Origin of the sequence: Streptomyces sp. Z423-1, assembly GCF_013009255.1 — a bacterium.
GTDB lineage: Bacteria > Actinomycetota > Actinomycetes > Streptomycetales > Streptomycetaceae > Streptomyces > Streptomyces gossypiisoli.
On record NZ_CP053109.1, the window covers coordinates 9,288,557 to 9,302,528 of the forward strand.

The 13,972-nt window shown below is 68.5% G+C and carries 9 protein-coding genes and 1 pseudogene; 9 read left to right on the forward strand and 1 reads right to left on the reverse strand.

Annotation, left to right across the window (positions count from 1 at the left end; translation table 11 throughout):
• Positions 1 to 353: 353 nt before the first annotated feature.
• The 4 genes and pseudogenes from HJD23_RS42250 to HJD23_RS42265 all read left to right on the forward strand — a co-directional run bounded on the left by HJD23_RS42250 (position 354) and on the right by HJD23_RS42265 (position 3,196).
• Complete coding sequence (locus tag HJD23_RS42250; RefSeq protein WP_171110435.1) at positions 354 to 857, forward strand: hypothetical protein; 504 nt, start codon at positions 354 to 356, stop codon at positions 855 to 857.
• A gap of 111 nt (positions 858 to 968) precedes the next feature.
• A complete protein-coding gene (locus HJD23_RS42255) occupies positions 969 to 1,637 on the forward strand; it encodes a class F sortase (RefSeq protein WP_171110436.1) in 669 nt (222 codons plus the stop codon).
• A gap of 178 nt (positions 1,638 to 1,815) precedes the next feature.
• A pseudogene (locus HJD23_RS44860) lies at positions 1,816 to 1,941 on the forward strand (DUF1259 domain-containing protein); the annotation flags it as partial.
• Positions 1,942 to 1,990: 49 nt separating this feature from the next.
• Positions 1,991 to 3,196: a cytochrome P450 gene (locus HJD23_RS42265; protein WP_171110437.1), complete on the forward strand. Its 1,206-nt coding sequence runs from the start codon at positions 1,991 to 1,993 to the stop codon at positions 3,194 to 3,196.
• Between the two features lie 35 nt (positions 3,197 to 3,231).
• On the opposite strand, the gene HJD23_RS42270 is transcribed toward HJD23_RS42265, so the two are convergent.
• Entirely contained in the window at positions 3,232 to 3,516 is a 285-nt protein-coding gene (locus HJD23_RS42270; protein ID WP_171110438.1) for a hypothetical protein, read from the reverse strand.
• A 1,357-nt stretch (positions 3,517 to 4,873) separates the two neighbouring features.
• On the opposite strand from HJD23_RS42270, the gene HJD23_RS42275 reads away from it, so the two are divergent.
• The 5 genes from HJD23_RS42275 to sbnA all read left to right on the forward strand — a co-directional run bounded on the left by HJD23_RS42275 (position 4,874) and on the right by sbnA (position 13,904).
• A complete protein-coding gene (locus HJD23_RS42275; protein WP_171110439.1) occupies positions 4,874 to 7,450 on the forward strand; it encodes a Pls/PosA family non-ribosomal peptide synthetase in 2,577 nt (858 codons plus the stop codon).
• A complete protein-coding gene (locus tag HJD23_RS42280; RefSeq protein WP_171110440.1) occupies positions 7,435 to 10,701 on the forward strand; it encodes an amino acid adenylation domain-containing protein in 3,267 nt (1,088 codons plus the stop codon). The genes HJD23_RS42275 and HJD23_RS42280 overlap by 16 nt, the downstream gene beginning before the upstream one ends.
• A 68-nt stretch (positions 10,702 to 10,769) precedes the next feature.
• Positions 10,770 to 11,774 (forward strand): TauD/TfdA family dioxygenase, encoded by a 1,005-nt coding sequence (locus HJD23_RS42285; RefSeq protein ID WP_171110441.1) that lies wholly within the window; start codon positions 10,770 to 10,772, stop codon positions 11,772 to 11,774.
• Positions 11,771 to 12,841 (forward strand): 2,3-diaminopropionate biosynthesis protein SbnB, encoded by a 1,071-nt coding sequence (gene sbnB / locus HJD23_RS42290; RefSeq protein ID WP_171110442.1) that lies wholly within the window; start codon positions 11,771 to 11,773, stop codon positions 12,839 to 12,841. Before HJD23_RS42285 ends, sbnB begins: the two co-directional genes overlap by 4 nt.
• Before the next feature lie 37 nt (positions 12,842 to 12,878).
• Positions 12,879 to 13,904 carry a 2,3-diaminopropionate biosynthesis protein SbnA gene (gene sbnA / locus HJD23_RS42295; RefSeq protein WP_171110443.1) on the forward strand — a complete coding sequence of 342 codons (1,026 nt, stop codon included), beginning with the start codon at positions 12,879 to 12,881 and terminating at the stop codon, positions 13,902 to 13,904.
• Positions 13,905 to 13,972 lie beyond the last annotated feature (68 nt).

Sequence of the window (13,972 nt, forward strand, 5' to 3'; positions counted from 1 at the left end):
GGCGCCATCGATTCGGTGACCCGCTCGACAGCGACGACGAGCGGCTCGGTCGACCCGGCGACCGGCCCGGCGACCGCCTGGTTGCTCCGTCCGGTGGGCGCATCCCGAGGTCCGCGGCGTGGGTGGCGATGGGCAGGGCTGCCGGCCGACTGGCGTGCCGCCGGGTGACGCCGGACTGACCCCGACGGGGGACGCAGCGACGTATTGCTGGGACAGACGGGTGGAGCGATGACACGGCTGGGCGGCCCGGATGGTGCGTGCCAAGCGCCTGACTGACGGTGGTTCATGTCGAGGCCGGGTCTATTCCAGCTGATGCCCTGTCTGCTGCCCGGCCACGGCGGAAGGACACCGATATGCGATCTGCCCGCATTCTTCTCGCCACGGCGGCCGCCTCCGCCGCGCTCGCCTTCGCCACGCCCGGCGCCGCGTTCGCCGTACCAGCTGGTCACGACGAAGGCGGCGACGACTCCTCATACAGCAAGGAGCACAACAGCGATTCCGGCCGCGACCACGACAAGGACTACAGCAAGGGCTACGACAAGGACAGCAACCACGACGGGCCGCGCGGCGGAATGCGCACGGGTGGCGGTGCACTCGCCGCGGTGCGGGGGGACGACTGGAGCTCGGACCACGAGGACAAGAAGTACGACTCCGAGTCCTACAAGGACAAGGGCGACAAGGGCGACAAGGGCGAGTGGGGCGGTGACGATCACGACAAGCCGCGCGGCGGTATGCACACCGGCGGCGGCGCCCTCGCCTCGCCCGGGGTCACCGCGGGCGGACTGGCCACGCTCGCCGTAGGCGCCACCGGCGTGTACGCGCTGCGCCGCAAGAAGGCCGGCGCGCCGACGTCCTGACCGGTCCTGCGCACTCCAGGAATGCGGCCGCCGCCGGCGCACACCGTGCCGGCGGCCCGCGCTCCCGAGCCCCGAAGCCCGTGCTGCCGTGCCCGAGCGAGGTGATGTCCCATGGCAGCAGAACCCTCCTCCACGCCTCCCGCCGAGGGAGCGACGGACGGGCAGTACGCCGGCCGCAGCGGGCGACTGACCCTGTGGGGCGTGGCGATCGTCATCCTCGCCGTCAGTGTGTTCGGCGACCACGAAGGGGCGGACAGCACCCCGCAAACCTCCCGTTCCCCGGTCTCGACCGCCGCTCCCACGGACACGCACCAGCCCACGCGGCCGCTGCCCCGCTCCACACCGATCCGGCTGCTCATCCCGAAGATCTCCGTGGACGCCCCCTTCACCCCCCTCTCCATCGGCGCCTCGGGCCAGCTGGAGCCGCCGCCGGCGGCCGACACCAATCTCGTCGGCTGGTACGCCGAGGGCGTCTCGCCCGGCGAGCAGGGCACCTCGATCATCGCCGGGCACATCGACACGGCCACCTCGGCGGCGGTCTTCGCCAAGCTCTACGAACTCCGGCCCGGCGACCGGTTCTCCGTCGCCCGGGCCGACGGACGCAGGGCGGACTTCGTCGTGGACGACGCGGAGACCTTCCCCAAGGACGACTTCCCCAGCAAGCGGGTGTACGCCGACGCGACGCGCCCCGAGGTCCGGCTCATCACGTGCGCGGGGGAGTACGACCGCTCGGTGAAGGACTACACCGAGAACCTGGTTGTCTTCGCCCACCTCGTCTGATGCGGCCGTCGGCCGGTACGGGTCGTATGCCGTGGACCGCACTCCAGCACGTTTCTCAGCGTTCCTTAGTCCACCTGGCTGGACGTCGCAGTGGGGAATACCTGTCCGCGCCCGCTCTCGTGCTTCCATCGCGTCAGGAGGCATATGAAAAGGCTCGCGCGCGGCTGTGACGACCAAGGTGGCGGACTGCGCAGGAACGGAACTCGTCGAGCTGCACCACCACAACCTGACCGACCGACAGCGCCTGTTATTCGTCCACCACTGGGCCGTCGGCGAGGTCGTAAGACTCGCCGGCGTCCTTCGCCGGACCGTGGACGCCACCAACGTCGTACCCATGCCGGAGGAGACAACCGATGACCGAGGACAACGAACCGATCACCTGCAGCTTCGACTTCAGCGAAGCCCTGGAGTTCGACCCCGCGCTCGCCGACCTGATGCATCTGGGTTCCCCCACACGGATCCGGCTTCGCTACGGCGACGCCGACGCCTGGTTGGTCACCGGCTTCGAGGCCGTCAAGCAGGTGACCACCGACCACCGGCTCAGCCGGGCGGGCATCATCGGCCACGACTACCCACGGATGACTCCCGAGCCCATCGTTTCGCCCGAGTCGGTCAATGTCATGGACCCGCCGCACAGCACCCGCGTCCGCCGCCTGGCCTCCCAGGCATTCACCCAGCAGCACGTCGAGGGCATGCGGCACCGGATCGTCCACCTCGCGGACCTCCTGCTCGACGAGATGGAGCAGGAGGGCCCGCCGGCGGATCTGGTCCAGCACCTGTCCAACACACTTCCCAAGCACACCATCCTCGACCTCCTCGGCATCGAACGGCAGGAATGGCCCCGGATCGAGGAGTCCGTGCACCAGTTGCTCGTCGTCGGTGCGGACAGCAAGCAGTCCGCCGCCAGCGCCAAAGCCGATCTGACCGCCTACTTCGCCAAACTCGTCGAACAGCGCCGGAACTCACCCGGTACGGACCTCATCAGCGCGATGGCCGCAGCGCGGGACGGTGAGGAACAGCTGGACGACAAGGAACTGGCCGTCATGGCACTGACGCTGGCGCTCAGCGGCCAGGACACGGCGACCTGCCAGATCAGCGACATCGCCTACCTGCTCCTGACACGTCCCGCGCTCATGGAACACCTCAGATGCCGGCCCGAGACCCTGACCGACGTCCTGCACGAGATGCTTCGCTACATCCCGTTCCGCAAAGGGGTGGGAATCCCCCGGGTGGCTCTTGAAGACGTGGAACTGGACGGAGCGCGGATCCGGGCGGGCGACTTCGTCCACGTGTCGTACCTGACGGCCAACCGTGACCCGGAACGCTTCCCCGACCCGCACGTCATCGACGTCGAGCGGCCGAACAGTCCCCACATGACCTTCGGCTGGGGCGGGCACCGATGCATCGCCATGCCTTTGGCCATGGCAGAGCTCGAAGTCGCCATCGGGCGGCTCGTCGAGCGCTTCCCCGGGCTGCGGCTCGCGGTGCCGCCGGAGGAGGTGCGGTGGGACACCGAGACGATCAGACGGTTCCCGCTGCAACTGCCAGTGGCTTGGTAGGAAGCCTGCCCGGCCCGGTAATGCCGGCCTTCCCGCTAGGGACCGCAGATGCGCTGTGCTTGTGATGCCGTCCTGTCGAGATCGGCCTTGGCGTCGGCCACTGCTTGCTCTCCGATGGTGCCCGGGTGCCCGCCTTGAGTGAGGAGGTCCTGGTACCACTTCACCATGTCTTCGTAGTCCTTCTCCGCCATCTCGGCGATCGCTTGTGCCTTGGCGCAGTCGTCCGGCACGACGACCGGCGCCGCGTGAGCTGCTGCGGGAAGAGCGAAGGTCAAGGCGGCGGCCGCGGCCGCGCCGGTGAACAGGCGTAGAGACATCATGGGAAGCCTCCGAACGGAAGGGCGCTGAGACTACGACGTAAGCTCAACCCACCGGCTCGGGTCGGCGGTGGCAACGCACCTGGCGAAGGGATCGGGGTCGCCCTGCTGCTCCTGGCAGCGCCAAGCGATCCCACCGACGCGGACGGTCACGGGAGAGCCGCTTGAGCCGCGTGCTTGGTAGGCATGGGCGACCTCAAGAGCGGTGGAGCACGACGTGCTGCCGCTGCCGAAGACGGCGAGTCCGTGGACACTGTCCGATCCGCAGTACCTGCCGGGCGCCGCGTCTGCGCTCCCGGAGGCGGACAGCGCGGTCAGGACCGAGACTCCCAGTACCGCGACGACCGCCAGACCGGCCCTCAGGGCTCCATTGAACGATTGCATCCTGAAGTCGTCCTTCCTCGTGCCAGGCCGAGCGAAGTAAACAACTGGACGTCCGCGCCGCGATCGAGGCAGGTCAGCCGCGCCGCCGGCACGACCGCACACTCCCACCACCATCACCCACTCGGACCAGCCCTGCCACTCGGACAGCGCCTGCGGCGGGGGCGGGCTGCCCTCCCGGCGCTCCGCACAGTCACGCCACCTCCCCGAACCGGCCCAACCTCCGGTACCTCAAGATCGAGGCCAAGCGCCGCCTGCCGCAGGGGAGTTCAACACCCTCCACGAAGCCCGGCTGGCCATCGCCCGCGAGCACGGGCTGTCGAGCTGGACCGCGCTCAAGGAACCGGCAGGGGTAAAAGGCGTCGGCGAAATCGGCACCGTGGGCACCGCCGCCGCGATCGCGAACGCCGTCCGGCACGCCACCGGCCGCCGCCGGCGAACCCTGCCCATCCGCCTCGACCGCGAACTCGAAGAAGCGCCCGGATCGTGAGCCGCCCGCGACAGCCGGCACCCGGAGCGCGGCCGTCGCGGCCCGGGCCCAGCACCTGACCAGGAGGCACACGTGCTGCGCGAAGTCTGGCCCTTCGTCGACACCCACCGTCAGGCGGGCCGGCCCGTCGTGCCCCTCGACCGGGACGAGAAAGGCGCCCGGGCCGAAGCCTGCGGACGTTAGCCACCCGGTCCGTTCACCGCCTCGCCGAGCGCCGAGGGAGGCCGTATGGGTGAACCGTCGCTCACCCCAGCCGTGTGGAGAAACCAAGGGAGACAGGGCCCGTCGAGCGTTGCCGTCTTACGTTGCGTTCCGTTCGGAGTGGCAACCTGTCGGTAGCCGACCGAAACTGAAACCCGCGGTTCGTGATCAGGAAATAACGCACCCTCGAGCCTCCCGATCGCTCGGTCGAGCTTTTCCCGGAGGGCGAGGACAACGGACCGGCCATGGGTGGCCAGGTTGTCGAAGCGTCTTCAAGGAGGTCGCACGGTGGAGCAGTCTGCCGAGGTCGATATAGCCGGGCCGAACAAAGCCGCTGTCGACCGGCGAGCCGACGACTCGGGCCCGGTGACAACGGAGACCGAGACGAGTACGGACACCGAAAGCGAACTCGCTCAAGTCCTCGCCGCCGTCATACGTGTGGACCACGTTCCGGTTGGCAAACACTTTTTCGACGACTTGGGTGCCAACTCCTTGGTCATGGCCCAATTCTGTGCAAGGCTCAGGAAAAGACCGGATCTGCCGTCGGCGTCCATGAAGGACATATACCGGCACCCCACGATCCGAAGCCTGGCAGCAGCTCTCGCCGTGACAACTCCCGCCTCCACCGGCTGCTCGCTCCCGAACTCTCCCCCGTCGCCGGTGACGACGAGCCAGCTGAAATACGTTCTCTGCGGAATCTTCCAGCTGTTGATGTTCTTGGGGTATTCCTTCGCCGCGGGAACGATGGTCGCCCGGGGCTACGAGTGGATCGCCGCGGGATCAGGTACTGCCGACATTTATCTGCGGTCGCTTGTCTTCGGCGGCGTCGGTTTCGTCGCGCTGTGCGTGTTCCCGGTCGTCGCAAAATGGATTCTCATCGGCCGCTGGAAACCATGCGAGTTCCCGGTCTGGAGTCTGACCTACCTGCGTTTCTGGCTTGTCAAGGTACTGCTCCACGCCAATCCGTTGCTCTTGTTCGTGGGCAATCCCCTGTACCCGCTGTATCTCCGGGCACTGGGCGCTCGAATCGGCAAGGGGGTGACGATCCTCTCCCACTCCCTCCCGGTCTGCACCGACTTGCTCACGATCGGCGCCGGCACGGTGATCCGCAAGGACTCGTTCCTGCTCTGCTACCGGGCACACGCCGGGCGCATCCAGACCGGCCCGGTCACGCTCGGCCGCGACGTGTTCATAGGCGAGAAGACCGTCCTGGACATCGACACGCGGATGGGCGACGGAGCACAGCTCGGCCACTCGTCCGCCCTGTACCGCGGTCAGGCGGTCCCGGACGGCGAGCACTGGCACGGGTCCCCGGCACAGCCCACGGAGGTCGACTACGTGAGGGTGCCGCCCATGCGATGCGGCACTCTCCGCCGGGCCACCTTCGGGCTGATGACCTTGCTTCAGTTGCTCTTTCTGTACATGCCGCTGGCGCTCGGCGGAACCTACATGCTGTTCACAGAGGTTCCCGCCATCAGCAGGCAACTTGGACAGGACGCGCGCGGACTCGCGTCGGGGCAACTGATGAGTGACGCGCTGGTGTTGTCACTCGTGCTGTTCTTCGGATTCGTCGTCGTCGGCCTCGTCGCGCTGTACACCGTTCCGCGTCTGCTGAACCTGGTCATCCAGCCCGACAAGGTGTATCCGCTCTACGGATTCCACTACTCGGTACACCGGGCCGTGGCGCGCATGACGAACATCAAGTTCTTCACGTGGCTGTTCGGTGACAGTTCCTACATCGTGTACTACCTGAAGGGCCTCGGCTACGATCTGTCGCGGGTCGAGCAGACCGGGTCGAACTTCGGCACCGAAGTGCAGCACGAGAGCCCCTATTTGGTGTCGGTCGGCAGGGGAACGATGGTCGCCGACGGCCTGTCCATCGTGAACGCGGAATATTCCAGCACGTCCTTCCGGATATCCCGGGCGTCGATCGGATCGCACAACTTCCTGGGCAACAACATCGCCTACCCCGTGGGCGCCAGGACGGGTGACAACTGCCTGTTGGCGACGAAGGTCATGGTTCCCCTTGACGGTGAAGTCCGCCAAGGCGTGGGGCTCCTGGGCTCGCCCTGCTTCGAGATTCCGCGGTCGGTCGAGCGCGATGCACGGTTCGACGACCTCAGGACCGGGGAGAGGCTGCGCCGCCAACTTGCCGCGAAGAACCGCTACAACCTTCGCTCGATGGCCCTCATGCTGTGCGTACGGTGGCTGCACACCTTTGCGCTCACGATGCTCGCGCTCGTCTCCGTCTACGTGTACGGCGCGCTGGGACACGTGGTGATCGCCGCATACCTGGCGATGACGCTCTGCTTCTCCACCCTTTACTACATCCTGTTGGAACGCTGCATCGCGTCATTCCGTGCCCTTCGCCCCCGGTTGTGCTCCATCTATGACCCGTACTTCTGGTGGCACGAGCGCCTGTGGAAGGTTCCGGACGAGCACCTCAACATCTACAACGGGACCCCCTTCAAAAGCCTGATCTGGCGGATGCTGGGCGTGCGCATCGGCAGCAGGGTGTTCGACGACGGCTGCTATCTGACGGAGCGGACGCTCACCACCATCGGCGACGCGTGCACGCTCAACGCCGGGAGCAAAATCCAGTGCCATTCGCAGGAGGACGGCACCTTCAAGTCCGACGGCAGCACGCTCGGTGCCGGCTGCACCCTCGGTGTCTCCGCCCATGTGCATTACGGCGTGACGATGGGTGACGGTGCCGTACTGGCACCCGATTCCTTTCTCATGAAAGGCGAGGAGGTGCCCCCGAACGCGTGGTGGGGAGGAAACCCCGCCGCCGACATGCCGGATGCCCCCGATCATCAATCTCACGCCGAGCCGAGAAAGGCCATTCGATGGGAGCGCGCCTGAATACGGACCGGGAGTTCTGGAGCCGTGTGCTGACCGCTGGTGGTTTCACCGCGGTGCCACGGTGGGTCCGGGAGCCGGTGACGGGAGTGGTCGAGTACGAGGCGGCGGTGCCGGACCACGTGACGGCCGCGGTACGCGGGCTGACGCGGAAGCTGGAAGTGCCGCTCAGCGCGGTGTTGTTGGCCGCGCATGCCAAGGTGCTGGCCGCGTTGTCCGGTGAGCAGGAGGTCGTGACGGGGTACGTCACCGAAGCCCGAAGCGGCCCGCTGCCGTGCCGGCTGACCGTCGCCCCCGGGCCCTGGAGCGCCCTGGTGTCGAGCGCCCGTCGCGTCGAGGCGGAGTTGCTCGCGCACCGGCAGTTCCCCGTGGACGAGCTGCGCCGGGAACTGGGCGTGGTCGGGCCGTCGTACGAGGTCGTGTGCGATCCGGCGGGGACCGGCGACGAGCTGATCGGCGACGCCGCGCTGGGGGTGGGCTGGTACGACCGTGGCGGACGGCTGGTGATGCGGCTGCGCTGTCGCACGCAGGTACTGGACGCCGAGTGTGCAGCCCGCATCGGTGGCTATCACCTGTCCGCACTGCGGTTGATGGCGGCCGACAGCGACGCCGAACACGCACGGCAGAGCCTGCTGTCGGCCGACGAGGTGGGCGAGCAGCTCGAAGGACTGGCCGGGCCGCGCCGGCTGCTGCCGGACGCGCGGGCGCACGAGCTGTTCGAGCAGCGCGTACGGGCCCACCCGGACCGGGTGGCGGCGGTGCACGGCAACCGCTCATGGACGTACGGGGAACTGAACGCGCGCGCGAACCGGTTGGCGCGGGCGTTGCTGGAGCGGGGACTGGGCCGGGAAGACGTGGTCGCGATCGTCACCGAACGCAACCTCGACTGGCTGGCCGCGACGTTGGCGGTGTTCAAGGCGGGCGGCGTATACCTGCCGATCGAGCCGCACTTCCCGGCCGGCCGTATCGCGGCAACGCTGTCACGCGCAGGCTGCCGGCTGGTGCTGACGGAATCCGGCAGCACCCACACCCTCGACCAGGCCCTGGCCACCCTTCCGGAAGCCAGGAAGCTGCTGATCGAGGAGGCGTACGCACAGCAGCACGCCGACACCGACGTCGGAGTCGACGTCGCCGCCGACCAGCTGGCCTACATCTACTTCACCTCCGGTTCCACCGGCGAGCCGAAGGGAGCGATGTGCGAGCACGCGGGCATGCTCAACCATCTCTTCGCCAAGATCGATGACTTGGAGATCACCGAGGGGCGCGTGGTGGCGCAGACGGCCCCGCAGTGCTTCGACATCTCTCTGTGGCAGTTGGTGTCCGCGCTGCTGGTGGGCGGGCAGACTCTGCTCGTCGGACAGGAGTCGGTCGTCGACGTGGAGCAGTTCCTCGACACGATCGTCCGCGGCCGGGCCGCTGTCGTCCAGGTGGTGCCCTCCTACCTGGAGGTCGTGGTCTCGTATCTGGAGCAGCAGCCCCGCGAACTGCCGGACCTGCGCTGCGTGTCGGTCACCGGTGAGGCGCTCAAGCGGGAGCTGGTCCAGCGCTGGTTCGCGATCCAGCCGGACATCAAGCTCGTCAACGCCTATGGACTGACCGAGACATCGGACGACACCAACCACGAGGTCATGGACAGGGTGCCCGAGCGTGTACTGCTGGGGCGCGCGGTCAACAACGTGCGCGTGTACGTCGTCGACGAGCATCTGTCGCTGGTGCCGCTCGGCGCCCCGGGGCTGCTCGCGTTCTCCGGTGTCTGCGTCGGGCGCGGATACATCAACGATCCCGAACGGACCCGTGAGGCCTATCGCGAGGACCCGTACCGTCCGGGTGAACGGCTCTATCTGAGCGGCGACTGGGGACGCTGGCACCCGGGCGGCAGGCTGGAGTTCCTCGGCCGCCGGGACAACCAGGTCAAGATCCGCGGATTCCGCATCGAAATCGGTGAGATCGAGAACACCCTGCTACGGGTGGACGGCGTGCGGGACGCCGCGGTCGTCATCGCCGAGCGGGCCGGCCACAGCAAGCACCTGATCGCCTTCTACACGGGCGAGCGCCAGGAGACGGACGTCCTGCGCGAGGCGCTGGGTGCCGTACTGCCCGCCTACATGCTCCCCTCAGCCTTCCACTGGCAGCCCGGCCTGCCGCTGACCGCCAACGGCAAGATCGACAGGACGGCCCTGACCGCGCTGGCCGAACAGTCGGCGGCACCCACGGAGAACGACGCCGGTGAGGACCACGACCGCGCCCCGCTCACCCCGACCGAGCGGAAGCTGGCGGCCGCCTGGGCCGAGCTGCTGGGCGTCCCCGAACAACAGGTCGGCCGGAAGGACCACTTCTTCGACTCCGGTGGCACCTCCCTCACGGCAGTGAAACTCACCATCGCCCTGGACCGCGCCGTGTCCCTGAAGGACATCACCCGGCACCCGGTCCTGGCCGACCTGGCCGCCCTCCTCGACGGCACATCCCAACAACGCCCGGAGCTGCTTCAGTCGCTGTCGGGGAAGGCAAGCGGCGCGCCGGACTGCGCACTGGTGTGCTTCCCCTACGCGGGCGGCAACGCGGTCAACTACCAGCCGATGGCGAGCGCGCTGGCGGACCACGGGCTCACGGTGTATGCCGTCGAGCTGCCCGGTCACGACCTGGCCGCCCCGGGCGAGCCTTTCGCCACCATCGAGCAGGTGGTGCAGCAGGTCGCCGCCGAGATCGCCGAACGGGGCCTGACCAGGGTCATGATCTGGGGCCATTCGTCAGGCGCCGCGCCGGCCGTGGCGACGGCCAGGGAACTGCAGGAACTCGGCGTCGACGTCCCGCGGGTGTTCCTCGCCGCACAACTGCTCGGCACCGCCGCCGACCGGCGCGCCCACCTCGCTGAGCTGACACGCCGCAGCAACGCCGAGATCGCCGCCCGACTCACCAGCGACAGCGGCCACACGGAACTCGCGGAGCTGAACGCCGAGCACGCCGAGCACATCGGTGCCGCCTACCGGCACGACTGCGACTGCGCCCACCGCTATTTCGCCGACGCCCTCCAGACCCCGCCGCCGGTGAAGCTGTCCGCGCCGGTCACCGTGGTCGTCGCCGCCGACGACCCGAACACGGCCGGATTCGCCGACCGCTACCGCGACTGGCACCTCCTGGCCGACCACGTGGAGCTGCACGAACTCGCCGACGGCGGCCACTACTTCCTGCGCACCCGTCCGGCCGAAGCCGCACGGGCCGTCCTGGGCGCCACCGAACCACTGGCCTCCTCGTGAGCCTCGAACGAGCGGCCTCCTCCTCACCCTCCCAGAGCCTTCAGCGGGGCAACCGAAAGGAAACCGAGATGTCGTCCTCACCCCTGGCACCCCTGCTCGACCTGGAGCTGCGGCCGGACCGGCCTCCGATCCTGCATGCCAAGTCCCCCGGCGATGCCGCGAGCTGGGCAGCTGAGCACCGCGACGAGCTGCGCGCACACGTCGCCCAGCACGGCGTGCTGCTCGTCCGCGGCCTGGACCTGCGGGATGCGGATCAGGTCCGTGCCGTCTTCGCGGGCCTGTCCGACGGCCTCATGACCGAGAGGGAGGCATTCGCCCCCCGCCAGACCTACGGCCCCGGGGTGTACTCCTCGGCCACCTGGCCGGCCAACCAGCCGATGTGCATGCACCATGAGCTCAGCTACACGCTGGAGGTTCCCGGCCTGATGCTGTTCGCGTGCCTGACCGCGCCCAGCCAGGGCGGTGCGACGGCGGTGGCCGACGCGGAACAGGTGCTCCAGGCCCTGCCCACCGAGCTCAGCGACCGGTTCGAGCGCGAGGGCTGGCTGCTGACCCGCAGCTACAACGACGAGATCGGGGCCTCCCTGACGGAGTCGTTCGGCACCGACGACCACGCCGCCATCGAGCGCTACTGCCGCGCCCAGGCCATCGACTTCAGCTGGCAGCCCGACGGCTCCCTGCACACCCGCCAGCGCCGCAGCGCCGTCGTACGGCACCCGCTCACCGGCCGGCGCTGCTGGTTCAACCAGATCGCGTTCCTCAACGAGTGGACGCTCGCCCCCGAGGTGCGCGAATACCTGCTGGACGTCTACGGCGAGGACGGACTGCCGTTCAACACCCGCTTCGGCGACGGCACTGCGATCAGCGAGGACATCGTCCAGCTGCTCAACACCACCTACGAGGAGCACACCCGGCGCGAGCCCTGGCAGCCCGGCGACCTGATGCTCGTCGACAACATCCGTACCGCACACAGCAGAGAGGCCTTCACCGGGGAGCGCGAGGTGCTGGTCGCCATGGCCGAGCCCCGGCGCCTGGCCGACGGCTGCCCCCAGCCGGAGGAGAGCCGACGATGACCCACCTGATGTCACCCGCCACCGGGCGGGCCACCTCCCACGCACCCTCGGCGCCGACCTTCGCGGTGATCTCCGGCGCGCAGGTACAGCAGGCACTCAGCGGACACGAGAAGGAGATCGTGGAGCTGGTCGAGGAGGCCTACCGGCTGCATGGCGCCGGGGACTCGGTCAACCCCCCGTCGTACTTCCTGCGCTTCCCCGACCGCCCGACCTCGCGCATCATCGCGCTGCCGGCCTCCATCGGCGGGTCGGTCCAGGTGGACGGTCTGAAATGGATCTCCAGCTTCCCGGCCAACGTGCAGGCCGGCCTGCCCCGGGCCTCCGCGGTCCTCATCCTCAACGACCATGACACGGGCTACCCCTTCGCCTGCCTGGAGAGCTCCATCATCAGCGCGACCAGGACCGCGGCATCCGCCGCGCTGGCGGCCGACTGGCTCAGCCGCACCCGGACCCGCCCCACCCGTGTCGGATTCTTCGGTACCGGTCTGATCGCCCGCTACCTCCACACCTTCCTGGCCGGCACCGGCTGGGCGTTCGACACGATCGGCGTGTACGACGTCTCCGCCGACAGCAGTGCCGGCTTCTCCGGCTACCTGCGCCGGGCCGGTACCACCGCCCAGGTCGCGGTCCACGACAGCGCCGAGGAACTGATCCGCTCCAGCGACCTGGTCGTGTTCGCCACCGTCGCCGGCGAGCCGCACGTCACCGACCCGGCCTGGTTCACCCACCACCCGCTGGTCCTGCACGTGTCCCTGCGCGACCTCGCTCCGGAGATCCTGCTCGACTCGGCCAACATCGTCGACGACGTCGACCACTGTCTGAAGGCCGACACCTCACCCCACCTGGCCGAGCAGCTCACCGGCAACCGTGACTTCCTCGACGGCACCCTCGACGACGTCATGACCGGACGGCTGACCGTGCCGACCGACCGGACCGTGATCTTCTCGCCGTTCGGACTCGGTGTCCTGGACCTCGCCGTGGGCATGTACGTGTACGACGAAGCAGCCCGGGCGGGGGAGCTCCGCCTCATCGACGACTTCTTCCACGACCTGCGCCGGTACGGCTGAAGCCACACCCCTCAGCCCTGGCAACAGGAGGCCCACCGTGCCCGTCATTTCCGCTCCCCACGCCTTCAACGAAAGCCGGCTCTACGTTGACCTGCAGCCGATTCTCGGACGCCGTCTCTACCTGAAATGCGAGGGCTTCAACTTCGCCGGCTCCATCAAGCTGAAGGCCGCGACCGAGATGGTGGAAAGCGCCGAGCGCGACGGACACCTGACGCCGTCCTCGATTCTCGTCGAGTCCTCGTCCGGCAACCTCGGCGTGGCGCTCAGCGTGATCGCCGCGAGCAAGGGATACCGGTTCCTGTGCGTGACGGACTCCCGTTGCAACCTGTCGACCAGACTCCTGATGGAGGCGCTGGGCAGCGAGGTGCACATCGTCGCCGATCTCGACGCCAACGGAGGATTCCTCGGCAGGCGCATCGACTACGTCCGTAGGCTGTGCGCGGCCGACAGCCGGTACGTGTGGCTGAGCCAGTACACCAACCCGGGCAACTGGCGGGCCCACTACCGCACGACGGCACCGGAGATCGCCGGCGAGTTCCCGGGCCTCGACGTGCTGTTCATCGGGGCGGGCACCACCGGGACCCTGATGGGCTGCGCACGCTACTTCCGGCAGTGGCACCGGCCGGTGCGGATCGTCGCCGTGGACGTCGTGGGCTCGGTCGCTTTCGGCGGCCCGCCCGGTCGCCGGATGATTCCCGGCCTGGGCATGAGCATGCGCCCGCCGCTGCTCGACGAGTCGTACGTCGACGAGGTGATCCGCGTCGAGGAGGCGGACACCATCCGCACCTGCCACCGGCTGGCCCGGCGCGGATTCCTGTTCGGCGGCTCCACGGGAACCGTGGTCAGCGGTGCCATGGACTGGCTGGACCGGCACGACACCCGCGGCCTCACGGCCGTGGCCATTGCCCCGGACCTCGGCGAGCGCTACCTCGACACGATCTACCAGGTCAACTGGCTGCAGGACCTGTACGGCGACGACATCCTCGACTCCGAAGAGGCGACGGTCGCTTCCCGGAAGCGCCAGATCATCTCGCGGCTGACGGACCGCCAGCGGAACCCCTAGAGGTCTCGGGGGAACCGTGCAGCGCCGGTGAAAACCCTGTGGAAGCGGTGTCGGTGGGGCCGTTTATG

Excerpts from the sequence above, each read along its gene's own strand:
- HJD23_RS42250 (WP_171110435.1), top strand. The coding sequence starts at position 354 with ATGCGATCTGCCCGCATTCTTCTCGCCACGGCGGCCGCCTCCGCCGCG.
- HJD23_RS42255 (WP_171110436.1), top strand. The coding sequence starts at position 969 with ATGGCAGCAGAACCCTCCTCCACGCCTCCCGCCGAGGGAGCGACGGAC.
- HJD23_RS42265 (WP_171110437.1), top strand. The coding sequence starts at position 1,991 with ATGACCGAGGACAACGAACCGATCACCTGCAGCTTCGACTTCAGCGAA.
- HJD23_RS42270 (WP_171110438.1), bottom strand. The coding sequence starts at position 3,516 with ATGATGTCTCTACGCCTGTTCACCGGCGCGGCCGCGGCCGCCGCCTTG.
- HJD23_RS42280 (WP_171110440.1), top strand. The coding sequence starts at position 7,435 with ATGGGAGCGCGCCTGAATACGGACCGGGAGTTCTGGAGCCGTGTGCTG.
- HJD23_RS42285 (WP_171110441.1), top strand. The coding sequence starts at position 10,770 with ATGTCGTCCTCACCCCTGGCACCCCTGCTCGACCTGGAGCTGCGGCCG.
- sbnB (WP_171110442.1), top strand. The coding sequence starts at position 11,771 with ATGACCCACCTGATGTCACCCGCCACCGGGCGGGCCACCTCCCACGCA.